This is a genomic window from Sphaerisporangium sp. NPDC088356 (assembly GCF_040685555.1).
GTDB lineage: Bacteria > Actinomycetota > Actinomycetes > Streptosporangiales > Streptosporangiaceae > Sphaerisporangium.
The window spans coordinates 14,523-40,375 of record NZ_JBFBIK010000029.1; the positions used below are offsets into that span (position 1 = coordinate 14,523).

The following is a 25,853-nucleotide window of genomic DNA, read 5'->3' on the forward strand; positions in this document are numbered from 1 at the left end:
CACTTGACTCACGACGGCCCCACAAGATGGTGAGCACGGGGCTCGCGAGGTGGTACTGAATCGTCCATGTTCGCGCAGAGCGCATCGCTCCCGCATCGTCCCCCTGAGTTATCCACAGGCGGGCACAACCGGCCTCGGCCCGTGGTGGAGATGTGCCAGGCTGCGCGACCGTGACCACGACACCATCTCCGGACCGGCCCGCCCGGCAGCCCGTCCGGCCCAGGCTGAAGCCCGCGCTGCGCCGCCTCGACCGTGACGACCGCACCCTCCAGCTCGGCGTCCATCCCCTCCGGGCCGTGGTGCTGACCGATCTCGAGCCCCGCATGCGGAGCTTCGTCGAGAGCCTCGACGGCACGCGCACGCTCGACGAGCTGATCGCCCGTGGTGATCTCGACGAGGGCACCGTCCACAAGGTCATGCGCCTGCTGACCGAGCGCGGGTTGCTCGACGACGCGTCGGTGCGGCCCGAGCCGCTGCGCGGGCTGTCCACCGCCGAGCGCGACCGGCTCGGCCCCGACCTCGCCGCCCTGTCCCTGTCCGCCGCCGACGCGGGCGACGGTGGGCTCGCGGCACTGGAGCATCGCCGCGCGGCCTACGTCCGGGTGTACGGCGCGGGCCGGATCGGCGCCCAGATCGTCGCCCTCCTCGCCGCCGCGGGCATCGGCCACCTGTGCGTCATCGATCCCGGCCCGGCCCGCCACGAGGACGTCGTCCCTGGCGGGCTCTCCTTCGCCGAGGTCGGGCTCGGCAGGCAAGAGGGGGCGGTGGCGGTCGCGCGCCGGGTGGCCCCGGGCGTCAACGCCTGGACGGGGCGTACGGCCTCACACCTCACCGACGGCGCCCGCCGTCCCGACCTGGTGGTCCTCGCTCCCGTGGGGCCGCTCGACGGTGTGGTGACGCGGGAGCTCGTGGCCCTCGGCATCCCTCACCTGCTCGTGACGGCGGGCGAGGGAGTCGGCTCGGTGGGTCCCCTCGTGCTCCCGGGCCGCACCTCATGCCTGCGGTGCCTTGAGCTGACCCGGCGCGACCGCGACCCGTCGTGGCCCGTCGTCGGCGCCCGGCTCGGCGGCTTTCCCGCGGGTGAGATCGCCTGTGACACGGTGCTGTCAACGCTGGTCGCGGCGCAGGCGACCGGGCATGTGCTGGGTTCTGTCGACGGCCTGGAGCCGGTTGTGACCAATAGCACAGTTGACGTAATGCCTGATTGGCGTTGGAAAAAACGCTCGTGGAGCGCTCATCCGCAATGTCGTTGTAGTCGAAACCAGTTTGGTCCGCTAACAATGGTCGCGTGAGTGACTTCCCCCAACATGCCGTGACGCGTTCCGCCAAGCTGGCGACGCTCCCTCTGGGGTTCGCCGGCCGCACCGCTCTCGGGCTTGGCAAACGGATCGGTGGGAAGTCCGCCGAGATCGTCGCCCAGGAGATCCAGCAGCGCACCTCCGACCAGGTCTTCCGCGTCCTCGGCGAGCTCAAGGGCGGCGCGATGAAGCTCGGCCAGGCTCTGTCGATCTTCGAGGCGGCGCTCCCGTCCGAGATCGCCGGGCCCTACCGGGCGACGTTGACCAAGCTGCAGGACGCGGCGCCACCGCTGCCCGCGTCCACGGTGCACGCGGTCCTCACCGAGCAACTCGGCGACGACTGGCGGGAGAACTTCCTTGCGTTCGACGACACCCCCACCGCCGCGGCCTCGATCGGCCAGGTGCACAAGGCCGTCTGGCACGACGGCCGCGAGGTGGCCGTCAAGATCCAGTATCCCGGCGCGGGCAAGGCGCTGCTGGCCGACTTCAACCAGCTCGCGCGCCTCGGGAAGCTGTTCGGGGTGCTGCTGCCGGGGCTCGACATCAAGGCCGTCGTGGGCGAGCTGAGAGAGCGCATTTCCGAGGAGCTCGACTACCTGCGGGAGGCGGAGGCCCAGCACGGCTTCGCCATGGCGTTCCACGACGACCCCGACTTCCGCGTGCCGGACGTCATCGCCGCCAACGAGCAGATCCTGGTCACCGAGTGGATGGACGGCACGCCGCTCTCCAAGATCATCACTGACGGCACCAAGGAGCAGCGCGACCGGGCCGGGCTGCTGTTCGTGCGCTTCCTGTTCAGCTCCCCCGCCCGCGCCGGCATGCTGCACGCCGACCCTCACCCCGGCAACTTCCGCATATTGCCCGACGGCCGCCTCGGGGTTCTCGACTTCGGCGCGGTGAACCGCATGCCCGACGGCTACCCCGAGGTCTTCGGCACGCTGACCCGCATCTTCAACAAGGGCGACATGGGCACCGTCGTCCAGGGCCTTCGCGACGAGGGGTTCATCCGTCCCCACATCGAGGTCGACACCGAGGCGCTGCGCGCCTTCCTCGCCCCCTACGTCGAGCCGACGCAGGTGGAGGAGTTCACCTTCAGCAGGGAGTGGCTCCAGCGGCAGGTCGCGACCGTGACCGACCTGCGCCCGACGAATGTGGTGCGCCAGCTCAACCTGCCGCCCTCGTACGTGCTGATCAACCGCGTACACGCCGCGGGCATCGGTGTGCTGTGCCAGCTCGGCGCCACGGCGCGCTTCCGCGACGAGGTCGTGCGATGGGTTCCCGGCTTCTCCGACGACGACCCCGAAGGCAGGTCCACCGCCCTCGCCGCCTCCTGAGCCAGGGTCCACCACACCCGTCAGGTGGCGGTGCGCAACCCGTATTCGAATGAACGCGAAGAGGCGGATCCCGCTTACCGGATCCGCCCCTTGAATTGTTACTCGCACGCGATGGTCATGGCCGTTCCACGAGCATGCGGGGCCATGATCAAATGCGTGCCGTCATCGCGTCACGCCATGCGCGCGAGCGCCTGCCGAAGGCGTACGGAAGCACGTTCGGCCTGCTTGCGGGCCCTTCGCACGCGCAAGATCCGGTTGACGAGCCGTTGCTCCTCAGCCTCGCGGTGAAGGGTTTGTATTCGGTCTTGAACCAGTTCTTTGTACATATACGGCATCTCGCTGGTCCAAGAAGGAATGGTGGTCATCGGGGTGGTCCTTTCGAAGTCTTCGGGCTTGCTAAGAAGGGGTACGAGGTGTTTCAGGCTGCGACCGGGGTCTTGCGGGGACGCCCACGCGGCCTCTTCTTGGGAACGACGGTGCCCCTGAGAACGAGCTCACCGCCCCAGACGCCCCACGGCTCCTCGCGCTCCAGCGCGCGGGCCAGGCAGGCCTTCTGGATCGGGCACCCACCACAGAGTGCCTTGGCGAACTCGACGTCGTCGGGGGACTCGGCGAACCACAGGTCGGGGTCGGTACGACACGGGATATCGGCTTCGTCGACCAGGTCCATGGTCGTCCAAACCGCCATCTGCGTCACCTTTCTGTCTGCTGGTTGATCTGGTCTTTTACCTCTTGGGTGGTCGGATCGTGGCGGCCGAACAACAAGAAGGCCGCGGATCCTGGTACGGATCCGCGGCCTGGAGGCTCATTCAACCGGTCAGGTTGTGACCGGTTGCCTCCAGGGTGGCGGACCCTGCACCCCACCATTGGCGGTGCTCGTGGTCAGCGGGTCGCCGGCCTGTCGCTCGAAAGCGATCGGGTGCACGGTGACCATGGCGGTGTCGCCGTAGGCGAAGGCGTCCGAGCCCAGGGCAGCCTGGACGCGGGCAGTCTTCTCCTGCCGAAGTTTTGCCGGGCCATCAGCCGTGAGGCCAAGGGTCATGGGCGCGATCGGAGCGGTCAGGCTCCGCTCAGCTCCGGTGGGAACGACGGTGCGGCTGCTCCGCAGGGAAGCGAGCCACGGCGTGGCGAACGTCGAAATCGAAATCGTCTTCACGGTGGTCACCTCCCAATCGAGTGCGGGGTCGGACGGGGATCGTCCGACCGGCTTGTGCATGACTCTAAACGCGGACCACGCAGCCCGGCAACACATTTTCTACCTGCGATTTCACGGATTCGCGACACGAATCATGCACTCCTGCACGACCGAGACCGCGAGCTCTCCGGTGGGAGTGAACATCTGCCCCTGGGCGAGCCCCCGCGCGTTGCCCGACCACGGCGACTCCTGCGCGTACAGGACCCAGTCGTCGACCTTGAGCGGGCGGTGGAACCACATGGCGTGGTCGAGGGAGGCGCCGACGACGTTCGATGCGCCCCAGGCCAGGCCGTGGGCCAGCAGCACGGTGTCGACCAGCGTGTAGTCGGAGGCGTAGGCCGCGAGCACGACGTGCAGCAGCGGGTCGTCCGGCAGGTCGGCGTCGTAGCGGAACCACACCCGCGTGTCGGAGCCGCGCAGCGAGGGGTCGCGCTGGGCCTCCCAGGTGAGCGGCGTGACGTAGCGCGAGTCCACCGGGCGCGGCTTGGCCAGCCATTCGCCCCACGGCTCCTTGTCTCCCACCAGATCGCGCATGCGGTCTTGGAAGAGCGGCAGCGTCTCGGGGTCGGGCACCGCCGGCATGCTCGCCGCCTGGTGGCTGACGCCCTCCTCGAAGATGTGGAAGGACGCGGACAGCGAGAAGATGGTCTTGCCGTGCTGGATCGCGGCCACCCGGCGGGTCGTGAACGACCGGCCGTCGCGGACGCGCTCGACGTTGTAGACGATGGGGATCGCCGGGTCGCCCGGCCGGATGAAGTACGCGTGCAGCGAATGGACCGTGCGGTCGGAGGGCACCGTGCGCCCCGCCGCCACCAGTGCCTGCGCCGCCACCTGACCGCCGAAGACCCTCTGGATGCGCTCCTCCGGGCTCCGACCCCGGAAGATGTCACACTCGATCTGCTCCAGGTCGAGCAGGTCGAGGACCTCCTTGAGCGCCTCGTTCACGTCACTTCCCCTCCGCGGCAGATCTCCAGCACGGCCTCGCCGTACCGCTCCAGTTTGACGCGGCCGATGCCGGCGATCGACAGCAGGGCTTCCTCGGATGTGGGGACCCGCTCGGCCATCGCCTGGAGCGTGACGTCAGTGAACACGACGTAGGCGGGCACCTTTGCCTCTTTCGCCGCGTTCGTACGCCAGAGCTTAAGGCGTTCGAGCAGGTCCTCGTCGTAGTCGGCGGGGCAGGAGGAGCAGCGGCCGAGCTTCTGCTCGGCGCCGACGGTCAGGGTCTTGCCGCAGACCCGGCACTGGATCGGAGTCGCGACGCGGGCCTGGCCGGAGCGCCGATCCCTCGCGGGGGCGCTCGCACGGCCGACGCCGGCCGTGACGCCGGTGAGCCCGTCCAGGAAACGTGACGGGCGCCGGGCCTTGCGTCCCCCCGGCGAGCGGGCGAGCGCCCAGGACAGGTGGAGGTGGGCGCGCGCGCGGGTGATGCCGACGTAGAGCAGGCGCCGCTCCTCCTCGATCTGCTCGGGGCTCTCGGCGTAGATGATCGGCAACATGCCGTCGGTGAGGCCGACCAGGAAGACCGCGTCCCACTCGAGCCCCTTGGCGGCGTGCAGGGAGGCGAGCGTCACGCCCTCGATCGGCGGGGCGTGCTGCTCGGTGGCGCGGCGCTCCAGCTCGGCGACGAAGCGCGGCAGGTCGCCGCCCTCGGCCGCGAGGTCCTCGGCCAGCTCGGCCAGGGCGTTCAGCGACTCCCATCGCTCGCGGGCGGTGCCGCCCCCCGGCGCCTGGGCCGTGAGGCCGATGCCGGCGAGGATGTCGTGGACGGCCTGCGCGAGCGGCTCCTCGTCGTTGGCCGAGCGGGCGGCGCCCCTCAGCAGCACGACGGCCTGCCGCACCTCGGGGCGCTCGAAGAACCGCTCGGCGCCGCGCAGGAGATAGGGGATGCCCGCCTGGGCGAACGCCTGCTCGTACACCTCGGTCTGGGCGTTGACGCGGAACAGCACGGCGATCTCGCGCGTGGGCACGCCCTGGGAGATCAGCTCCTTGACGCGCCTGGCGACGGTCTCGGCCTCGGCGGGCTCGTCGTCGCACTCGGCGAAGACGGGCTGCGGGCCCTCGGGGCGCTGCGCGACGAGCTCCAGCCGGTGGGGGGTGCGCGACTTGGCGAGCACGCTGTTGGCAAGGCCGACGACCTGGGGTGTCGAGCGGTAGTCGCGCACCAGCTTGATGACCGTGGACGAGGGATGCTCAACGGCGAAGTTGGTGAGGTAGCGCGGGGTCGCGCCGCTGAAGGAGTAGATGGTCTGGTTGGGGTCGCCGACGACGCAGATGTCGTCACGCCCGCCGAGCCAGGTGTCGAGCAGGAGCTTCTGCAGCGGGTTGACGTCCTGGTACTCGTCGACCACGAAATAGCGGTATTGCCGGCGGATCTGGCCGGCCACCTCGCCGTGCTCGGTCATCACCGCGGCGGTGAGCTCGAGGATGGTCTCGAAGTCGACCAGGTGACGCCGGCGCCGCAGCGTCTCGTACGCCTCGTACAGGCGCGCGACCTCCTCGGGAGCGATCGGGGGCGTGCGGCCGGACTTCGCGGCGAGACCGGGGTAGTCCTCCGGCCCGACCTGGGTGACCTTGGCCCACTCGATCTCGCTCGCCACGTCGCGCAGCTCCCCGCGGTCGGGGTTGCGCCGGAGCTCGCGGCAGGCCTCGATCAGAAGCGGCAGCTTGGACTCGACCACCTTCGGCGGGTCGCCGCCGATCACCCGGGGCCAGAAGTAGGTGAGCTGGCGCAGGGCGGCGGCGTGGAAGGTGCGCGTCTGGACACCGTGGGCGCCGAGCTCGCGCAGGCGCTGCTTGAGCTCGCCCGCGGCACGTGTGGTGAAGGTCACCGCCAGGACACCCTGCGCGTCGACCACACCCGTGCGGACGGCGTGGGCGATGCGGTGGGTTATGGCCCGGGTCTTGCCCGTGCCCGCGCCGGCGAGCACGCAGACCGGCCCCCGCACCGCCTCGGCCACCTCGCGCTGCTCCGGGTCGAGCCCGGCGAGGGCGTCTTCGCGCTCCAACTGGGCCTCCTAACGTGCGATGCGGACAGGGGTGCTGGCATCATCCTTCCAGCAGCGAACCACGCGCGTGGCTTCTGATGTGCACAACCTAGGGCCGTACGGGCACCATCAAGGCACCTGGTTGTCCGCGACCGGAGTGCTTGCGCGTGCACAACCAAGGCATTTTGCCCCACAATGGGATGCCATGATTCCGGGGGAAGGAAAGAGGCCCGTGAGAACCGCGGTAACGGTGGGATCGCTCGCTCTGGCTGCTGCCGTCGCCCTGGCACCCGCGGTCGCGTCGCCGGCCGGTGCGACGACCGCGCCAACGCCAACGCCCACCGCCACCCCCACTCCCTCCGAGGACGTGCTGGCCTCGACGGTGGTGCGCACCTACTCTTACGGGCGGCAGTCGGCGCACCAGCGCATGGACGTGTGGTGGCAGCCGGACGCGGGGCGCAGGCCGGGCGTGTTCGTCATCCACGGCGGCTGGTGGAGCGGCGGCGACAAGAAGTACATGACCGAGGTCACCCGCATGTACGCCGAGATGGGCTACACGGTCTTCAACATCAACTACCGGCTCTCGCAGGAAGCGCCGTGGCCGGCGCAGCGCACCGACACGCTGTCGGCCATCGCCACCGCCCGCAGGCACGCCGACCTGTTCTCCTTCGACCCCGATCGCTACGTCGTCATCGGGTTCTCGGCGGGGGGCCACCTCGCGACGGCCGTCGGCACGTACAGGGACGGCCTCCCGGGGCTGCGCGGCGTCGTCGGGGTCTCCCCCGTGGTGTCCCCGCTGACCGCGTACTCCGACGGTGACGAGGGGGCCGACTTCGATCAGCGCAAGCTCCGTCAGGCCGCCATCGCGCTCGCGGGCCACTGCCGTCCGACCGGCGCGTGCGCGAAGGTCTGGTCGAGCATGGAGGTGCCCTGGCACGCGAGCGCGCACGACGCGCCCGTGCTGACCGTGCACTCCAAGGACGAGTTCGTCCCCGCCTACCAGAGCGAGTTGCTGAAGGAGCAACTCAACCAGGTGGGTGTGGCGATGAACATCCGGGTCGTGCCGGGCATCAACCACAGCGCGCCGCTCTACCGCGAGCCTGGTGTCGCCACGGGCATCGCCGAGTGGGTCGCGGGCAAGCTCGCGCCGCCCGCCCCGCCGAAGACCGACACCCAGCAGAAGACCGCGACCCAGCGAAGGACGGCGGCCCAGCAGAAGACCGCGAGCCACCTGCCCGCTCTTCACAAGGTCAGCGCCCGGAAATCCGTCCTCTAGAGTCCGGGAACACGAGCGATCCTCACGGTGTTGCCAGCTAGTGCCAACGCCACTCGGAGGACGTGAAGGGATACATCACGCTATGGCGCTCAAGGTCTACACCACCAACTGGTGCGGTCCGTGCAAGCGGCTGAAGAGCCAGCTGACACGGGAAGGCATCTCCTACCAGGAGATCGACATCGAGGCCAACCCCGACGCGGCGGAGTTCGTCATGAGCGTCAACGGCGGGAACCAGGTGGTCCCCACCGTCGTGCTCGAAGACGGCACCGCACTCACCAATCCCTCCGTCATCCAGTTGAAGGGGCTGCTGGCGCGGGCGCAGGCCTGACGCGGCCCACGGCGGTTCACCGGCGATCGGGGCTTCCCCGGTCGCCGTTTCACCGCTCCCGGAGTTCGCGCCCGGAGGGCGTCACCAGTCGCCGGGCAGGTACGAGCCGTACCACGTCTCGATGAGGCGGCGGGCGATCGATACGCCGGGCGGGAGCCGGATGTCGCCGTTCTCCACGGCGGCGCCCAGCTCGGCGCGGGTGACCCAGAACGCCTCGGCGATCTCCTCGGGGTCGCAGGTGATCTTCGTGGTGGTGGCCTGCGCGAAGAAGCCGAGCATCAGGCTGCGCGGGAAGGGCCACGGCTGGCTCCCCATGTAGCGCGGGGCGGTGACGGTGACCCCGACCTCCTCGAACACCTCGCGCGCGACGGCCTGCTCCAGCGACTCACCGGGCTCCACGAACCCCGCGAGGACCGAGAACCGCCCCTCGGGCCACTGCGGGCCGCGAGCGAGCAAACAGCGGTCGCGGTGGTCGTGGACGAGCATGATGACGGCGGGGTCGACACGGGGGAAGTGCTGGCTGCCGTCTTCGGGGCAGACCCGCATGTGACCGCCGGCGATGACGGTCGTGGGGGAGCCACACCTCGGGCAGTGGTCGTGGGTGGCGTGCCAGGCTTCCAGGGCGACGGCGTTGACCAGCAGCCCGGCGTCGCGGTCTCCGAGCGTGGCCCCGGCCCTGCGCAAACCTTCGGAGGCCACGTCGGCCCAGTCGGGGACGTCCTGTATCGCCCCGGCGACCTCGGTGCCCTCGGGCAGCGGGAGCGGGGCGGGCAGTGGCAGCGGGGCCTCGACCGCGACGGCGAAGTACGCGACCCCCTCGGGATCGACGCCGAGCAGGTAGCGCTCGCCCGCGGGGGCCTGGTGCGGAGCCAGGAACACCAACTCGGCCGTGCCGTTGTGGCGCCGGATCAGCGTGTTGCCGTCGTTGATGAGCAGGACGCGCGTGCCGGGGTCGGCCCAGGCGGACTTCAGCCAGGCCTCGTCGCTTCGGTGAAGGGCGGACCTGTCGACCCCTCCTCGCGCCAGAAGCAAGGGGCCGAGCAGCCCCTCTTGCGAGATCTCCTCCACGTGCGCCTCCTCCCCAGCAGACTGTCCATCCTATGCCGCCGGAGAGGACGGACCGAAATGACTGCCACACCGGCGACAACACCGACTTTTATCGTGATTAGCATGTCGGGCAGCAGGCTGATCTCCGTACGGCTAGGATGCGCTAGTTAGGTTAGCCTTACCTGATCCGGGGGTGCCCTGCGTGCGGCTGTACCTCACCGCGCTCAATCCGACCGACTCGGTCACCGGTGGATTCCTTCCCGCGGCCCGCGCGCTGGGGTTCGAGGTGACGCTGCTCACCGACCAGCCCGAGCGTTACCCCGGCGTGGAGGCGCTGCGGACCGACGTCCGCGACGTCCGCTCGGTGATCGACACGATCGCCCGCCACCACCGGCCGGAGGCGATCTTCTCCAACTCCGACCACATCCAGCCCGAGACCGCTCTGGCGGCAGAGTATTTCGGTCTTCCCGCCAAGGACTGGCGCGCCTGCCTTACGGCCAAGAACAAGGCGCTCATGCGCGACAGGCTCGCCGCCGCCGGGGTGGAGACGGTCCGGTCCGTACGGCTCGCGCCCGGTGACCCGGTGCCCGGCGATCTGCCGTACCCGGTGGTGGTCAAGCCGCGCGAGGGGGTGGCCAGCGAGGACGTCGTCCTGGCCCGGGACGGCGAGGAGATGGCCAGGGTCGTGGAGAACATCCGCTCCCGGAGACCCGGCGCGACGCTGGTCGCCGAGGAGTACCTCGAAGGGCCGCTGCACACACTCGAGACGCTGGGCGACGGCCGTGCCCTGCACGTTCTCGGCGGGTTCCGCACCACCCTCGGCCCGCTGCCCCACTTCGTGGAGGAACGGCTCGACTGGCGTCCTCCGGACCCCAAGTGGCGGGAGCACGTCCTCCGGGCGCTCTCCGCGATCGGCGTCGGCTTGGGCGCCTGCCACACCGAGTACGTCCTCACCTCCCGAGGGCCGCGCATCGTGGAGGTCAACTACCGGGTCATCGGTGACACGTGCGACTTCCTGCTCGCCGAAGTGCTCGGAGTGCCGCTCTTCGAGTGGATCCTCCGCGTCCACCTCGGCGAACCCGTCATGACGCCCCCGCGCGCGGGCGGGCACGGCGCGGCGGTGAGCTTGATCGCCGGACGGTCCGGAACCATCAAGGAGTCTCCCGGAGACGTGGCCGAGACCATCGATGGCGTACGACTCCGCCACCGGCCGCTGCGGCCGGCGGGAGAGACCGTCGAGCTGACCCACACCAACCGCGACTACCTCGGCATCGTCCGCGCCGTCGGCCCGGACGAGGACGCCGTGGACCGCGCGATCGACGCCTTCCGCGTCCGCTCGCCCTGGGTCGTCGAGTGACCCCCGCGATCGTCGAGTGCGGCGATCCCCCCGCGCGTCCGGGGAACGCCGATCGGGACTCGGCCCCGGCCGGGGCCCGCGCGACCGCGCCGGGGGGCGACGGGGACACCGCCGAGTCGTACCTCGCGGCGCGCGTGCTGGACGCGCTGCTCCGTGAGGACTACGGCGGGCTGGCCGCCCGGATGACCCGCACCAAGGACGGCGTCCAACTCGTGCTGCCCACCGGACGGCGGGTACGGCTCGCGCCCGGCCGGCTGTATCAGGACTTCGTGGTCGCGGGCGATGAGTCGCTGACACTCGACGAGGTGCTGAGCACGCTCGCCGGGATCGCCGATCCGGCCGACGCCGCAGGGGTGACCGCCTTCACCGAGGAGTGCCGCGCGGCCCTGCGCGCGTACGAGCTGCACGACTCGCACCGGGCGGACATCCTCGCCCGCCTCCACCGCGAGCCGGCGCTCCCTTCCACAGGCTCAGCGGGGGTAGGGGCCTGTTCGACCGTGGTGTACGAGACGCTCGGGGCGTTCGCCGATCATCCGGTGTATCCGACGTCGCGGTCCCGGCTCGGCCTCTCGGACGAGGAGGTGACGGCCTACGCCCCGGAGTTCGCGCCGAGCTTCGCGCTTCGCTGGGCGGCGGTGCCGATCGAGCGGGTGACCCGTTCGGGGTACCTTCCCCCCTGGTGGCCCGCCGCCGCGAATCCCTCGTACGTGCCGTTCCCCGTGCACCCCTTGACGCTGCACGCGGTGCGGGACATACCCGGCGTGATCGTCCACGACGAGCCGTACCTGGTGGTGCGGCCCACGCTGTCGATGCGCACCGTCGAGGTGGACGCCCGTACCCATCTCAAGCTGCCCCTGGCCACCAGCACCCTGGGAGCGCGCAACCGCAGGTCCATCAAGCCGGCCACCCTCGGCGACGGTGCGCGGGCGGAGCGGCTGCTGCGCGAGGTGCTGCTCAGGGAGCCCGACCTCGACGTGCTCCTCGCCGACGAGCAGACCTACGCCCACGCCGGGCACGAGCACCTCGGCTGGATGGTCCGCCGCCTGCCGCCCGGAGAGATCGTCTCGGTCGCCGCGCTCCTCTCGCCCTCGCCCACGTGTGCCTCCGGGCCCCGGGTACTCGACGACCTGGCCGCGAGGCATCACGGGGGCAATGTCGGCGCGCTGCTCGCCGGCTACCTGCGCGTGCTGTTCGCGTGGAACGTCAGGCTGTTCGTCACCTACGGCATCGCGCTGGAGGCGCACCAGCAGAACCTCTCCCTGGTCTTCGGCGACGGGACGACGCGGTTGCTGGTCAAGGACAACGACGGGCTGCTCGCCTCGCCGGACCGGCTGGTCGCGGCGGGCCTGTCCGTACCGGACTTCGCCGACCGGCGCCTGCTGACCGACGACCCGAATGCCCTCGCTGACGTGTTCGTGACGATCACCCTGCACCTGGCCGCCGCCGCGATCGCGTTCGGCGCCGGCCACGGCGAGCTGGTCGCCGAGGCCCTCCAAGACGCACTCGCCCCGTACGGCGGGCATCCGATGGCCCGGCTGCTGCGGGCCCGGACGCTGGACGCCGCGCGGCTGGTCGGCAAGTCCATGGTCAGCGCGGGAACCCTGGTGGACCGGGCACGCATCGGCGCCGCCGACATCAACAAGCACTACGGCACCAGCGGCCCGAACTACCTGCGCCGCCATCCCCGCAGAGAGGCGAACCATTGAACGGCGTCGCGCTCGACTCCCCCAGCCTCGGCTCCCCCGTCCGCGGCTCCTCCGGCCTCGCGCGGGGCGTCTCGGAGGAGGTCGCGCGGGAGACCGCGGAGGAGGCGTCGTTGGCGGCCCTGCTGCGCTGCTGCGTACGCGAGGTGGCGGGCCCGCGCGGCCAGGTGTGGGCCGCCGCGCCCTTCCAGCTGCTGCGCCTTGCGGGGAACCTGATCCGCGTGCCCACCTCGGGCGGTCTCGCCCTGCGCTTCGACGGCCCGGCCGAACGGCTGGAACACGGCTCCTGGCGCCCCCTGTCCGTGGACCACCTCGTACACCTCGTCGAGACCGAGCTCGCGGGCCAGGACGATCCCGCCGGCACGGTTGGCGTCGCTGGGTACAACGTCGCTGGGTACAACGGGGAGTTCGCCGGGCAGGTGCGGGGTAGCCGGGCGGCGGTCGCGACGCTGCTGCGCGTGCGGGCGTCCGCGACGCCGCCGCAGGACCCGTGGCTGGCCTCGGAGCAGGCACTGGTCTTCGGGCACCCGTTCCATCCCTCGCCGAAGTCCCGCGGAGGCTCGGCATGGGTGCGGTACGCGCCGGAGGCGCACGCCGCGTTCCCGCTCCGGCTGCTCGGCGTGCGGGACGACCTGGTGGCGTCCGGGGGCGATCCCCGGATCCTCGACGGGCTCGGCCACGCGCCCGCCGGGTACACGCTGCTGCCCGCCCACCCGTGGCAGCTCGAACTGCTCGGCGCGGAGCTGGCCGCCCCGTTCGCGGACGGCCGGCTCGTGGACCTCGGGCACAGCACCCGGGCGGCGGTCCCCACCTCGTCGGTACGGACGGTGTACGAGCCGCACACCGGCAAATGCCTGAAGTTCAGCATCGATGTACGGATCACCAACTGCGTGCGAAAGAACGCCTGGTACGAGCTGACCGCGGCGGCCGAGCTGACCAGGCGACTGGACCCGGTCTTCGGAGACCTGGCCGAGCGCTTCCCGGGGACCGGCTGGCTTCCCGAGCCCGGATACCGTTCGGCGTCACTCGGCACGCGCCTGCTCGAAGGCCTCGGAGTGATCGTCCGCTCCAGCCCATGGGAGGTCACCGGGCCGGGCGTCACACCCGTACTGGCCGGGGCCCTGGCCGCACTCGGCGATGGCACCCGGCACGTGGACGGAGCCGGCGAAGGCACGAGCCGGGGGCCCCGAGGCACGGGCGGGGGCGAGCCGGTCGAGGGGGTCCGAAGCACGGGCGGGAGCGAAGGCGAGCCGGGTGGGACGGGAGACGTCGTGGGGGCGGCGGCGGGTGCGATGCGGCGGGATCCAGTGGGTTGGTGGGGGGCGTATGTCGAGCGCGTCGCGCTGCCGGTGCTGGACGCGTACTTCCGGCACGGCGTGGTGCTGGAACCCCATCTGCAGAACGTGCTCGTGGGCATCGACCCCGTAGGCATGCCAGTTGAAGCCATATTTCGGGATATGGAGGGCACCAAGCTGGTCGCCGGGCGCCACGACCTATCTGGCCTGCCCAATCTGGTCGCGGCAACCGCCACCTATGACGCCACGCGTGGCTGGAACCGCGTGGTCTACTGCATCATGGTGAACCATCTCCCCGAGATCGCGGCCACGGTGGCAAGATCGGCGAAAGTCCACCGCGAAATGACCACCGAGCCGGCGGCATCCCGTGACGAAGACGAGTTGCTTCGCGAGCTGTGGGCCGGCACGCGCGCGCGGGTCACCCGGTACGCCGACGAGAACGGCCGGCCGCTGCTCCTGGACGACCTGCTGGCCGGGGTCCCCCTGCCCGCCAAGGCGAACCTGTCGGCCCGGTGGGCCCGCTCAGCCGACCGCGACGCCGGGTACGTCCCCGTGGCCAACCCTTTCGCAGGATGGCCCACGTGATCGTCCCCGTGGCCGGTTCCGTTGAAGGAGGGGTCTTGTGATTGTTTCGATGGTTCCCGTCGTCGGCGGTTTCGGGGGAGGGCCGGCGTGATCGTTCCTGATCGGGTTCGGGAGCGGGCTCTTCGGCTCGCTGACGCGCTGCCCGCCTACGTCTACGACATGGCGGCCCTGGACCGGCACGCGTCCGCCGTGCGGCGGGCGTTGCCCGGGGTCGAGATGTACTACGCGGTCAAGGCCAATCCCGACCCGGCACTGTTGCACGCGCTGGCCCCCTATGCCGACGGCTACGAGGTGTCCTCCGGCGGCGAGGTCGCCCACGTGCGCTCGGTGCTGCCGGACGCCCGGCTCGCCCTGGGAGGTCCGGGCAAGACCGACGCCGAGCTGGCTCTGGACGTCCATCGCACGCACGTCGAGAGCCCAGGCGAGCTTCGCCGCCTCATCGACATCGGCAGGCCGGTGGACGCGCTGCTGCGGGTCAACCTGGACGTCCCTGTGGAGGGCGCGTCGCTCACGATGGGCGGCGGTGCGACGCCGTTCGGCATGGACCCCGACGGGATCAGCGAGTGCCTGGAGCTGATCCGGGGCCAGAACAGGGTACGGCTGCGCGGCGTCCACGCTCACCTGGCCAGCGGGCTCCAGGCCGGCGAGCTGCTCGACCTGGCCAAGGCCGTGCTGTCCTTCGGCCGCGAGCTGGAGGCGGCCGAGATCAATCTCGGCGGCGGGATGGCCGTGTCGTACACCGACCCCGAGGAGCGTTTCGACTGGGAGGCTTACGGCGAGGGCCTCGCCGAGCTGCGGCAGCCGGGCGAGACGCTGCGCATCGAGCCCGGCCGCGCGCTGACCGCCTACTGCGGCTGGTACCTCACCCGGGTGATCGACGTGAAGCGCGTACACGGCGAGGTGTTCGCCGTGGTCACCGGAGGCACCCACCATCTGCGCACCCCGGTGGCGAAGGGCCACGACCAGCCCCTCGCCGTGCTGCCCACGGGCCGCACGGGCACGAGGCTCACCGGAGCCGTCGGAACCGGGGTCACGGGCACGAGGCTCACCGGAGCCGTCGGAGCCGGGGTCACCGGCGCTGGGGTCACGGGGGTCGCCGGAGCTGGAGGCGCCCGGGTCGGGGGGGTCACAGATGAGCCGGTTACGGTGGTCGGGCAGCTTTGCACGCCCAAGGATGTGTTCGCGCGCAGGGTGCCCATGTCAGTGAATGTGGGCGACATCATCGCGTTCGGCATGGCCGGCGCCTATGCCTGGACCATCTCCCACCACGACTTCCTCATGCACCCGAAACCGGGCTTCCACTACCTCCCGTGACGCACGGCGTTCCGCCACCGGACCTGACGTCGCCACGCCCCTACCTGACCTTACGTGCCGTGCTTCCCCTGGCCCGGAGCCCCCGGATCCCCATAGTCGCGTCACGGCCGGTCAAGCCAGGCCCAAGTCCTATCCAAGGGGTGTCGCCTAACGTCTCCCTGGACGCACGACCTAGAGCGTCCGGGGAGTGAGATGCGTATCCGATACGCACCTCAGTCTGACCGCTTTCCACAGCGAAGTACCAAGGAATCTCTCATGCAGATCGGATACACAGTCCCGCAGTACGGCGCCTTCGCCGACCCGGATTTCATCCGGCAGGCCAGCACGGATCTGGAGGCCATGGGTTACAACAGCCTGTGGGCGGGTGATCGGATCATGGTGCCGCTCGCACCCAGCGATCCCTACCCGGGAGGAGACGGCACGATCCCTCCGGCCTTCTCGACGTTCTTCGACCCGCTGACCGCGTTGACGCTGGCCGCCGTCAGCACGCGGGAGGTCCGGCTGGGGACCAGCACGCTCAACGCGCTGTGGCAACCGCCGGTCCTGCTCGCCCGCATGTTGACCTCACTCGACCTGCTCAGCCGCGGACGGCTGGACGTCGGCATCGGTCTCGGATGGCTGCGTGACGAATACACCGCGACCGGGGTGCCCTGGCAGGGAAGGGGAGCCCGGCTCGAAGAGACGCTCGACGTGATGGAGGCCGCCTGGGGCAGCGAGGTGGTCGAGCACAAGGGCACGCTCTGGACCGTGCCGCCGTCGCACATCGACCTCAAGCCCTTCCAGCGCCCGCGCCCCCCGATCCTGCTCGCCGGTTACACGCCCCCGGCTCTGGAGAGGATCGGCCGGCGAGCCGACGGCTGGCTGTGCGTGCCACTGCCCATGCCCTATCTGACCTCCCTGTGGGAGGTGGCGCTGCAGAGCGCGGCACGTGCCGACCGGGATCCCTCGGCCCTGCGGATGGTGGTGCGCATCAATCCGATGATCACCGATTCTCCCGCGCCCGACGACCAGGTGCCGTACGTCGGAACCGTGCGGCAGATCGGTGACTACCTGCTGGCCGTCGCCGAGGCCGGTGCCCACGAGGCGTTCGTCGACCTGCAGACGACGTCGTCCTCGCGCGACCAGTTCATGGACGTCGCGCACCAGCTCATCACGAGGCTGCACGCCGGCTGACACCGCGCGCCCGGCTCACGCGACGATCCGTCCGCCACTCGACGCCGGCCGCGCCTTGGGTGGGAGGCACCTGACGGAACGCCGGGCCGTCGCCGCCGGCGCGGAAGTCGGGCGACAGACACCAAGAGCGCGAAAGCCGAACACCTCTTCTCGGCCTTCCTCGGAAATCATCCGGCATACAGCCGTAACGTCGCGAGTTCGTGCTGTGAGCACCTCGCCCACCTGGCCATAAGTGATCTTGTAAAAGGGCCTTGACCGTGGCTTGTGGTCATCTTAATGTAAGTTCTCGACAGCTACATTGATGCTTATCGATGCAGGGCCGTCCACGGCAGGCCGGGAGAGGCACTCTATGCGAGAGAAAGAGCGCGCCCCGTCCTCCTCGCCGGAAAATTCGATTGACTTACTGGACCCCTTGCCCGGCTGGCGGGGATCACATCTGTCAGCCACGCTGGTCGGCCTCGGAATCGGCGTGCTGCTGTGTGTGCTCAATGTGCTGGTGCTCTTCAGGACGGGAACGTCTTTCGGCGGATCGGCTCTGGTCGCCGCGCTGGGCGCCGCATTGCTCAGGCTCATGGGAGCGCTCAACTGGCAGGCCCTTTTCGTCGTCTTCTCCATCGCGTCCAGCGGATATGTGGCGACGGCCGCACTTGACACCGGAATCGGCGCCGTGGTGCTGCGGTCCGGTGAATTACCGGCCTGGGGAATTCTCATGATATTGGCGATGGCCGCCAATATCCTGGGTATCGGGCTGGGTGCGCTCGTCGCGCGCACGCTGGTGATCACCGAGCGGTTGCCCTACCCCACGCTGAGGCCGGCGATCACCTTGATGGCGTCGCTCAGCAGCCCGGCGGGGCAGGAGGGCAGCCGACTCGGCAGGACGCTCCCCATCGCCGCGGGTATCGGTGCCGCCTCGGCTGCGGGCGTCGCCGCCTGGGGCCATGAGGCCACGCCGGAACTCTTCGGCTCCGGGACGCATCTGGCGCTGGCTCTGTCGCCGTTGCTGTTCGGCTTGGGATTCCTCATCGGCCCTCGCGCGTGCGCCTGGCTGGCGGCCGGCTCCTTTTACTCCCTCACGGTGTGGTTCGTCCAGGACCACTCGGCGTCGGCCGGACCGGTGGCCTACACCCAGCATCTCGCCTATCCCTGGGTGCTCGCGGCCGGAGTCGGCCTGATTCTCGGCTACTCGGTCGCCGCGATCGTGCGTGTTCGTGGCCCGCTGATGCGCTCGCTCCGCAGCGGTGACACAACCGGACGCCTGGTCGCGGACCGTCCAGGACTTACCCGATGGTGGGGTGCCGCCGCCCTCGCCGTCGTCGCCCTCGCCGCCATGCTGTATCCCCCGCTTCTCAGGTATCTGGGCTTCGGGCTGCTGACACTGCTGCTGCTGGTCACGCTCACCGTCTTCCTCACCCGAGCCGGTGGGGAGATCGGCCTGGTGCCACTGGCTCCCGCGCTGTACTTCAGCGTCGCGGTGTTCGCGGTGTCGGGGGCCGATCCCGTGGTGGCGGTGCTCGCCTCCTCCACCATCTGCTGCGCCGCCATCGCCTCGGTGTACTACACCTACTCGGCCAAGGTGGCGCACGAGCGGCCCGCCGGGGTGGCGGAGCCTCCCGCCCGTCTGACGAGGTGGACGCAGGTGGTGGGCGGGCTCGCCGGGGCGGCGGCCGGCGTCATGGTGATCGCGGTCCTCACCCGCGCCGGGGTGATCGGCGGTGACGGCTTCCCGGCTCCCGTGGCCATCGCGGTCCAGTTCGTGGACTCCACCGTGCGGGGCTCGTCGGACTATCCCGTCGCCGTCGCCGTCGCGATGGCGGTGACCGGTCCCATCGGCGCGGGACTGGCCTTCACCACGGCCATGCCCACGATGCTCGGGCTGGGCGTCCTGCTCCCCCCGGCCTACTCGCTCACCATCGCGGCCGGGGGCCTGGCGCAGTGGCTTCTCACCCGCCGCAACCCCCAGCGTCGTAGCGGAACGGAGATCGCCGCCTCCGGCCTGATCATCGGAGAAGGTCTGGTCACCGTGGCCGTGCTCGTCGCGAGGGAGGTCTTGCGGTGACCCATGGCTTCCATCCGGGGCTCGTGCCCCACCACCGACTCTCCCTTCCGCCTCGCGGTCGGGAGTTGACAGGAGAGCGCGGCAGAGACCATCGAGGAGGAGGTGATACACATGATCGCAATTTCCATGATCAAGGACGCGGAAGTCTCGGAGAAGCAGCCCGACTGCTGCACCGCCATGCGCGGCCGAAAGAACCTCGATGTCCAGACCAACGTCATGGTGGGCGACCCGGACGGCTGCGAGTAGCAGCGAAAGCCCCCTTAAAAAACCCGTTCCCACGGGTGCCACCTGCCGCGCTCTCCAATTCCCGGCAACTCCGTGGACACCGTTTCTGGGAGAGACCCCATGCTAGTGAGCCCGAACACCGTCACCTTCTCGGTGGCGCTGCCCGAAGGCACCCTCGATCCGAGTTACCTTGACGAAAGCGGCAAGGTCAGCGTCCTGGCCAACGCGGTGTCCGGATCGATGGACATCGTCACCCCAGCGGAGATCACGGCGCTGGAACGGCTGCGCACCGGAGACCCCACCGATGCCGACAGCACCGTCATGGCCGGACTGCTCGAACGCGGGTACATCTGCGCTGACGCGGACGAGGACGATTCCCGGTACCGCTCGATCGTCGACGGCTACTTCGAGGCGATCCAGCAGGCACCGTTCCAGTTCATGTTCATCCCCTCCTTCGTGTGCAACCTCGCGTGCCCGTACTGCTTCGAGGGCGAGCTGACCACCAAGAGCCCGCGCATGGACGAGGAGATGATCGACGCGGCGTTCGACGCGATACCGATGATCCAGGAGTTACACGACAACTCAGGCCCGCCGTACATCACCCTGTTCGGCGGGGAGCCACTGCTGGACACGGCCTACCAGCGCGGCGCGGTCGAGCGGATTCTGCGCAGTTCCTACGACCGCGGCTATCCGGTCACCGCGATCACCAACGGCGTGGCCCTGGACAAGTACGTGCCGATGCTGCTGCGGTACGGCTGCGAAGAGGTCCAGGTCAGCCTGGACGGCACCCCCGAGATCCATGACTCACGCCGGGTCTTCAGGAACGGCAAGCCGACCTTCGAGCTCATCGAACGCGGCATCGACGTGGCGGCCGACGCGGGTCTTCGCGTGCTGGTCCGGGTCCTCATCGACGACGAGAGCGTGGAGGCCATGCCGCGCTTCGCGGAGTTCGCCCAGTCGAAAGGCTGGATCGACCACCCGAAGATCCGCATGTTCCACGGGTTCACCAAAGCCATCACGTTCCTCTACGTCACCCCTGACCACCCCGAGGAACAGCGCAGGCGCATGGTCAGGGGCGATGTGAAGCCGGGGCTCCAGGAGTCCTTCTACCGGATGCTTCGGGCCAACCCGCTCGTGGACCGGATGCTCGAACCCGACCCCGCCAGAATCCGGTCAGCCGTCATGGAAGGTGACCGGGTGCGGCCCAACCTGCAGGGGTGCAGCGCCGGGACCAGCGTCGTGGCCTTCGATCCCAACGGCAAGGTCTACGGCTGCCCGGAGACCGTGGGCCGTCCCCAGCACGCCTGCGGGACGTTCTTCCCCGAGTTCAGCTACGCGGGGGGCTACAGGGATCCGTGGCGGCACCGCCACGTCGACACGGTGCCCATGTGCCGGGACTGCAACGTCAAGCTGTTCTGCGGTGGCGGTGGCTGCCCCATCAAGGCGTGGGCGGCCAGCGGCGGTGACTTCAACACGTGCTACTGCCCGAAGGTGTCGGCCATCAAGACCCGGGTCGAAACCGAGCTTGCCTACCTGCTGCCGATGGCCCTGCGACGCCGGCAGGACAAGGCCGCGAGATCCGAAGGAGGAGAAGGAACGTGGGAGCAGATGACGCGCGTGGGTTCATTTCCCTGGATGAGCTGACCCGGCCGCGGACATCCGTGGAACCGGACGCCTGCGGGTGCGGCCCGGATCCCGCGGGAGAGGCCGCCGGATGCGGGTGCGACACGCCGGAGGCGACCCCGGTCAGGCGGGTCTCCGTCGAAACCCATGTCAAGCAGCGCTACGACCTGTTGGCCGGGCAGGGTGCCAGCACCCTGTGCTGCTCGCCCAACGCGGTTTACAGTACGGAGGAACTGGCGGGGATTCCCACATGGGTGCTCGAACTGTCCAGCGGTTGCGGGTCGCCGATGAACGCGATCGACCTCCAGCCGGGCCAGACGGTCGTCGACTTCGGCTGCGGGGCCGGCCTTGACCTGCTGATCGCGGCTCGCAGGGTGGGCGTCACGGGCCGGGTGATCGGTGTGGACGCCTCGATGCACATGGTCAGGTCCGCGCGGCGCGCGGCCAAGGAGACCGGGTTCACGAACATCGACGTGCGCGTCGGCGACATCCGGCGGCCCCCGCTGCGCGAGGCCAGCGTCGACGTGGTGCTGAGCAACTGCGTCCTTGGGATGTTCCCTGACAAGCAGGAGGTGCTCAGGGCCATCGCCGGCGTGCTGCGCCCCGGCGGGTTCGCGGTGATCTCCGATGTCGTCTACGCCGACGACGCCCCTCCGCCGCAGGACGTGGCGGTCGGCGAGTCGGCCGACGCCGAGGACTTCGCCCGGTGCGTGGTGGGCATGACCGAGAGCCAGTACCGGGAACTGGTGCTGGGCGCCGGATTCGCCCGGGTGGAACTGCGCAGCGACGGCCCGGTCCCCTACCGGGACGGCGCAGAGGTCACCAGCGCGATGATCTTCGCCTACCGGGATGCCAGCACCACCGGGCAACCGTGCTGTTGACCTGCGCCACGGTCTTCGGGGCCGCCGGGCTCCACGCGGACGACTACGCCGAGGTCCGCGTCGAACGAACCAGGATCATCGACCTCGTATGGCGCGGTGACGGTCTGGAGAGCACCCTGACCAGCGGCGACGAGGGCTGCTGCGCCCGGGTGGCCGGCCCGGCGGGGTCCTCGTTCGCCTCGTCCACCACGATGGACGCATCAGCGGTGCTCCGCCAGGCCAGGCGGAACGCCCGGGAGCTAGGGGTCAGGGGGGAACCTCTCGCGGACCGGCCACCGGAGTCGGGAGAGTACCCGTGCGACGTCGGCGAAGCGCCGGAGCGGGTCAGTCTGGCGGAGAAGACGGACCTGCTGGGCGGCTACCACGCGTCGGCGCTGGCCGCCCATTCCGCCGTGGCCGGGGCGCTGGTCTACTACCGGGAGCTGGTGACCGATGTCGAACTCCTCACGACCGAGGGAACCCGGATCGGGTACCGGCGCAGGGACCTGACGCTGCAGATCACCGTCTACGCCGACGGAGGCGCCGCGCGGACCGCGGGGTCGGTGTCCGTCGGCAGCGGGGGCGACTTCTCGGTGGCACGCGGGCTCGCCCCGGTCATCGAGTCCGCCGCCGCGACCGCGGTGGACCTGCGAGGAGCCCCCGTCGTGGAGCCGGGGAGCTATGACGTCGTCTGTGACGGCCCGCTGGCCGGTGTCTGGGCGCACGAGACGATCGGGCACCTGGCCGAGGCCGATCACCACAGGGGGGACGCGGAACTGCGGAAGGCGCTGGCACCCGGGCGTCGGCTCGGCCCGTCCGGCCTGACGATCATCGATCACGCCGGGCATCCCGGTGCCCGCGGGTACGTGCCCGTGGACGACGAGGGAACTCCGGGTGGCCAGGTCGACCTGCTGCGGGACGGTGTCGTGGTACGGCCGCGGTTGCACGACCGCTCGACCGCGGCGGCCTTCGGCGAGGCGCCGACAGGGAACGCCCGGGCCTTGAACTTCCGCCACCCGCCCCTGCCCAGGCTGCGGACCATCATGATCGATCCGGGCACCGCCGGTGACGAGGAGCTCATCGGCGGTGTGGATCGCGGGCTGCTGGCCCGCGGGGTGCTCGGCGGCCAGACCGACCGCTCCGGTTTCACGTTCCTGCCCGCCGAGTGCCGTGCGATCCGTGACGGCAGGGTCGGTGGGTTGGTACGGGGCGTCGTGCTGTCCGGCGACGTCCTTGGCGCCTTCGGCGCCATCGACGCGATCGGGCGGGACCAGTGGCGCGGTGACACTTCTGCGAGCTGCGGCAAGCAGGGTCAGTACCCGCTGCCGGTGAGTTCCTGGGCGCCTGCGCTCCGCCTGCGAGGTCTCCGTGTCCACCCTGGCTGAACGTGTCGCGGAGATCGGAGCGGCGGCCGCGGCGCACGCCGACCACTGGGAGGTGCTCGGTGTCGACCGGGTCGACACCGTGGTCGAGGTCGGCTCAGGTGTTCCCGACGCCGTCCGGTCCGCGCACGAGGCGGCGCTGTGCCTGCGCGTCCATCGAGCCGGGCGGGTCGGCACGGTCACCACGACAGGGCCGGATGACGCGGGTGCGCTCGTACGCCACGCCGTACGAAGCGCGGCGTACGGACCGCCGGCGTCACCACCAGCGCGACCGAGCCCCGCCCCCGGGCGTTCCCCCGCGGCCGAGCCGGCCGACGACGGCGAAGGGGGCGCCGCCCGCGCCGTCCGTCGCCTGGCCGAGGGACTGGGCGCGCTGCAAAGTGCCGTCGGGCTGACGATGCACGGCACGGTGAGCCGCACCGAGCAGACGGTCCACCGCATGGCGCCGGAAGGCCACCAGGAGGGCCGAGACCGCTTCTTCCACGTCTCAGCGCTCGCCGAGGGGGCCGGCACGTCCGGCATCCAGCTACCTTGGAACGGCTGGACCCGATCGGCGGCGCTGCCCGCCGGGCTCGCCTCGTGGCTGAGCACCGCAGCCGGGTGGGCGGGGCTGCCGGTGCTCGACGCGCCGTCCCGCGAGCACGACGTGCTACTGGCCCCCACCGCCGTGCACACCCTGCTCACTCCCCTGGTCACCGCCCTGAGCGGCACCGCAGCCGTCTCCGGCAGGTCCTTCGCCGCCGCAGGCCTGGGCGTGCCGTTGCTCCACACGTCGATCAGCCTGCGGGACCACCCCTCCCCGCCCCCGGCCGGGGACGAGGAGGGAACGGAAGGGCTGGCTTGGCCCGGCAGCGACGACGACGGCGTACCGTGCGCGCCGCTGACGTTGATCGACAGCGGTGTGCCCGCCCGTCTTTACCACAGCCACCGAACGGCGGTCGCGTGCGGGGACGTGCCGACCGGGCACGGCTTTCGCGGGAACGCGCTGCGGCGCACGATGCTGAGACCGATCACGCCGGTACTCAACGGGGCAACGCTGTCCGCCGAGGACTCGGAGACCGGCCGGTTCGACGACCTGCTGGGCGGCGTGCGCGACGGGGTGCTGATCGAATCCCTCATGGGTGGGCAACAGCGCGGTGGGCTGTCCCCGATCGTCGAAGGCCGGATCCGGCTCGGTTTCCTCATCAGGCACGGCCGGGTGGCCGGGGTCCTGCATCCTTGTGCTGTCGCCCTGGACCTGCGGGAGGTACTCGGCGCCCGCTTCCTGGGACTCACCGAGCACAGGTGGGCCGTGAGCCGGATCTGGTCGGGCCGGATGCCGTTCGTCCTGGCATCAGCAGGCGGCGGCCGCGCATGAGGAGCAGCCCATGTATGACGTGATCGTTGTCGGTGGCGGCGTCACCGGCGCCGCGAGCGCCGCCCTGCTGGCGCGACAGGGGCTGCGGGTCATGCTGTGCGACCGGGCCAAGCTGGCCGCGCCCGCCGTCTCCACGCACTTCTTCGGCCCCTCGGTGCTGGCCTTCCTGGAACGCCTGGGAGTGCTGGACGAGGTGCTGGCGACCGGTGCTCCGCCCCTGAGACGCTGGCACCTGGAGGTCGAGGGCGGCTACTACGGGGCGCCCATGCTGCCCCGTTCGGCACACCCCTACAACTTGTGCGTGCGCCGCCAGACCCTCAGCGGCATCCTGCTGAGCGCCGCGAGACGCCACGGAGCCGAGATCAGGGAGCGCCGCCCGGTACGGTCCCTGCGCTGGGAGGGCGACCAGGTCACGGGCATCGAGGGCGATGGCTGGTCCGAGAAGGCCAAGGTGGTGGTGGGCGCTGACGGGCGGGGCTCCCTGGTCGCCCGCCAGGCGGGAGCCGCCACCACCTTCGACGCCGGGGCCATGCGCTGCACGTTCCACGCCTACTGGGAAGGGGTCGCCCCGCTGCCGGCGCCCGCGCTCGAACTGTGGCATGACGACGGCCACGTGCTCCAGGTCGGCCCGTGCGACGGCGACCGCTGGGTGGTCATGCTGTCCGCGCCCGTCGAGGAGTACGACGCGCTCAGGCACGATGGCCGTGGCGGTACCGGCACGGGATACGAACAGCGACTCCTCGCGATACCCGCCATGGCGGACAGGCTGCGCCGGGCCCGCCGGGCCTCACCCGTATACGGGTCGAAGAACCTGCGGAACTTCCACCGCCGTCCCGCCGGACCGGGATGGCGCCTGGCCGGTGACGCCTACTGTCACAAGGACCCGCTGTTCGGCGCGGGTATCGCCGACGGCTGCGCGGCGGCGCAGGTCCTGGCGGACACGGTGCCTCCCGCGGTCAGGGAAGAGAACGACTGGCCTCAGTCGGAAGACCGCTACGCGGCGACCATGGAAGATCGGGTGGGCCGGAAGATGCGGATGGGCCTGGACGGACTTCGCATCGACCCGCCCCAACCGGGACAGCTTGCCTGGATCCGCGGAGTGCTGGCGCATCCGGGGCTGGCGATGGAGATGACCCAGCACTGTTCTGAGCTGTTCGCCGGCCTTCCCGATGACCGCCGCGAGTTCTGGCAGCGCGTCGCCGACGGTGCCGCCGACCTTCTGGACCTGCCGGTCGCCGCGCGCATCGACGACCCGGCGACCGCCCGGCAGGACCGGGCATGAGCCCGGACGGCGGCGCGGCGCGCAACCCGCCACCCCACGACATCCCCGGCTACCTGTCCGGTCACGTCGAAGACCTCGTCTCCCTGCAGGCGCGCGTCGCCCACACCCGCTGGCTGGCCAGCACCGGGCAGAGCGACCAGGACCCGATGCTGCCCGAAGGCGATCACGCCTGGCTG

The 25,853-nt window shown here is 70.5% G+C and carries 22 protein-coding genes; 16 read left to right on the plus strand and 6 right to left on the minus strand.

Annotation, left to right across the window (positions count from 1 at the left end; genetic code table 11):
* Positions 1 to 170: 170 nt before the first annotated feature.
* Positions 171 to 1,292: a ThiF family adenylyltransferase gene (locus AB0O34_RS13755; RefSeq protein ID WP_363915683.1), complete on the plus strand. Its 1,122-nt coding sequence runs from the start codon at positions 171 to 173 to the stop codon at positions 1,290 to 1,292.
* Entirely contained in the window at positions 1,289 to 2,632 is a 1,344-nt protein-coding gene (locus tag AB0O34_RS13760; protein ID WP_363915684.1) for an AarF/UbiB family protein, read from the plus strand. The genes AB0O34_RS13755 and AB0O34_RS13760 overlap by 4 nt, the downstream gene beginning before the upstream one ends.
* A gap of 170 nt (positions 2,633 to 2,802) precedes the next feature.
* Here the strand turns inward: AB0O34_RS13760 and AB0O34_RS13765 are convergent, their stop codons facing one another.
* The 5 genes from AB0O34_RS13765 to AB0O34_RS13785 all read right to left on the minus strand — a co-directional run bounded on the left by AB0O34_RS13765 (position 2,803) and on the right by AB0O34_RS13785 (position 6,835).
* A complete protein-coding gene (locus tag AB0O34_RS13765; protein WP_363915685.1) occupies positions 2,803 to 2,997 on the minus strand; it encodes a hypothetical protein in 195 nt (64 codons plus the stop codon).
* Between the two features lie 53 nt (positions 2,998 to 3,050).
* On the minus strand, positions 3,051 to 3,320 hold the full coding sequence (locus AB0O34_RS13770) for a WhiB family transcriptional regulator (protein WP_358547093.1): 270 nt from the start codon (positions 3,318 to 3,320) through the stop codon (positions 3,051 to 3,053).
* Between the two features lie 129 nt (positions 3,321 to 3,449).
* Positions 3,450 to 3,788: a hypothetical protein gene (locus AB0O34_RS13775; protein WP_363915686.1), complete on the minus strand. Its 339-nt coding sequence runs from the start codon at positions 3,786 to 3,788 to the stop codon at positions 3,450 to 3,452.
* Between the two features lie 111 nt (positions 3,789 to 3,899).
* A complete protein-coding gene (locus tag AB0O34_RS13780; protein ID WP_363915687.1) occupies positions 3,900 to 4,772 on the minus strand; it encodes an acyl-CoA thioesterase II in 873 nt (290 codons plus the stop codon).
* A complete protein-coding gene (locus AB0O34_RS13785) occupies positions 4,769 to 6,835 on the minus strand; it encodes an ATP-dependent DNA helicase UvrD2 (protein ID WP_363915688.1) in 2,067 nt (688 codons plus the stop codon). The genes AB0O34_RS13780 and AB0O34_RS13785 overlap by 4 nt, the downstream gene beginning before the upstream one ends.
* Before the next feature lie 211 nt (positions 6,836 to 7,046).
* Here AB0O34_RS13785 and AB0O34_RS13790 point away from each other — a divergent pair, with 211 nt between their 5' ends.
* Complete coding sequence (locus AB0O34_RS13790; RefSeq protein ID WP_363915689.1) at positions 7,047 to 8,090, plus strand: alpha/beta hydrolase; 1,044 nt, start codon at positions 7,047 to 7,049, stop codon at positions 8,088 to 8,090.
* Between the two features lie 82 nt (positions 8,091 to 8,172).
* Positions 8,173 to 8,418, plus strand: a complete 246-nt coding sequence (locus tag AB0O34_RS13795; RefSeq protein WP_363915690.1) for a mycoredoxin — start codon at positions 8,173 to 8,175, stop codon at positions 8,416 to 8,418.
* An 81-nt stretch (positions 8,419 to 8,499) separates the two neighbouring features.
* Here the strand turns inward: AB0O34_RS13795 and nudC are convergent, their stop codons facing one another.
* Positions 8,500 to 9,486 (minus strand): NAD(+) diphosphatase, encoded by a 987-nt coding sequence (gene nudC / locus AB0O34_RS13800; protein WP_363915691.1) that lies wholly within the window; start codon positions 9,484 to 9,486, stop codon positions 8,500 to 8,502.
* A gap of 181 nt (positions 9,487 to 9,667) precedes the next feature.
* Here nudC and AB0O34_RS13805 point away from each other — a divergent pair, with 181 nt between their 5' ends.
* The 12 genes from AB0O34_RS13805 (at position 9,668) to AB0O34_RS13860 (ending at position 25,677) form a co-directional block, all read left to right on the plus strand.
* Complete coding sequence (locus tag AB0O34_RS13805) at positions 9,668 to 10,822, plus strand: ATP-grasp domain-containing protein (RefSeq protein ID WP_363915692.1); 1,155 nt, start codon at positions 9,668 to 9,670, stop codon at positions 10,820 to 10,822.
* On the plus strand, positions 10,819 to 12,528 hold the full coding sequence (locus AB0O34_RS13810) for an IucA/IucC family protein (RefSeq protein WP_363915693.1): 1,710 nt from the start codon (positions 10,819 to 10,821) through the stop codon (positions 12,526 to 12,528). The genes AB0O34_RS13805 and AB0O34_RS13810 overlap by 4 nt, the downstream gene beginning before the upstream one ends.
* Positions 12,525 to 14,405 carry an IucA/IucC family protein gene (locus AB0O34_RS13815; protein WP_363915694.1) on the plus strand — a complete coding sequence of 627 codons (1,881 nt, stop codon included), beginning with the start codon at positions 12,525 to 12,527 and terminating at the stop codon, positions 14,403 to 14,405. Before AB0O34_RS13810 ends, AB0O34_RS13815 begins: the two co-directional genes overlap by 4 nt.
* Positions 14,406 to 14,495: 90 nt before the next feature.
* A complete protein-coding gene (locus AB0O34_RS13820) occupies positions 14,496 to 15,719 on the plus strand; it encodes an alanine racemase (RefSeq protein ID WP_363915725.1) in 1,224 nt (407 codons plus the stop codon).
* Between the two features lie 255 nt (positions 15,720 to 15,974).
* On the plus strand, positions 15,975 to 16,892 hold the full coding sequence (locus tag AB0O34_RS13825; RefSeq protein WP_363915695.1) for a TIGR03619 family F420-dependent LLM class oxidoreductase: 918 nt from the start codon (positions 15,975 to 15,977) through the stop codon (positions 16,890 to 16,892).
* 349 nt (positions 16,893 to 17,241) lie between these two features.
* Positions 17,242 to 18,948 (plus strand): OPT/YSL family transporter, encoded by a 1,707-nt coding sequence (locus tag AB0O34_RS13830; protein WP_363915696.1) that lies wholly within the window; start codon positions 17,242 to 17,244, stop codon positions 18,946 to 18,948.
* 111 nt (positions 18,949 to 19,059) lie between these two features.
* Positions 19,060 to 19,194 carry a hypothetical protein gene (locus AB0O34_RS13835; protein ID WP_358547051.1) on the plus strand — a complete coding sequence of 45 codons (135 nt, stop codon included), beginning with the start codon at positions 19,060 to 19,062 and terminating at the stop codon, positions 19,192 to 19,194.
* 99 nt (positions 19,195 to 19,293) lie between these two features.
* On the plus strand, positions 19,294 to 20,817 hold the full coding sequence (locus AB0O34_RS13840; RefSeq protein WP_363915697.1) for a radical SAM protein: 1,524 nt from the start codon (positions 19,294 to 19,296) through the stop codon (positions 20,815 to 20,817).
* 17 nt (positions 20,818 to 20,834) lie between these two features.
* Complete coding sequence (locus AB0O34_RS13845; protein WP_363915698.1) at positions 20,835 to 21,677, plus strand: methyltransferase domain-containing protein; 843 nt, start codon at positions 20,835 to 20,837, stop codon at positions 21,675 to 21,677.
* Positions 21,668 to 23,041 carry a TldD/PmbA family protein gene (locus AB0O34_RS13850; protein ID WP_363915699.1) on the plus strand — a complete coding sequence of 458 codons (1,374 nt, stop codon included), beginning with the start codon at positions 21,668 to 21,670 and terminating at the stop codon, positions 23,039 to 23,041. Before AB0O34_RS13845 ends, AB0O34_RS13850 begins: the two co-directional genes overlap by 10 nt.
* Complete coding sequence (locus tag AB0O34_RS13855; RefSeq protein WP_363915700.1) at positions 23,025 to 24,395, plus strand: metallopeptidase TldD-related protein; 1,371 nt, start codon at positions 23,025 to 23,027, stop codon at positions 24,393 to 24,395. Before AB0O34_RS13850 ends, AB0O34_RS13855 begins: the two co-directional genes overlap by 17 nt.
* Positions 24,396 to 24,405: 10 nt before the next feature.
* Positions 24,406 to 25,677 (plus strand): FAD-dependent oxidoreductase, encoded by a 1,272-nt coding sequence (locus AB0O34_RS13860; RefSeq protein ID WP_363915701.1) that lies wholly within the window; start codon positions 24,406 to 24,408, stop codon positions 25,675 to 25,677.
* Positions 25,678 to 25,853: the final 176 nt, after the last annotated feature.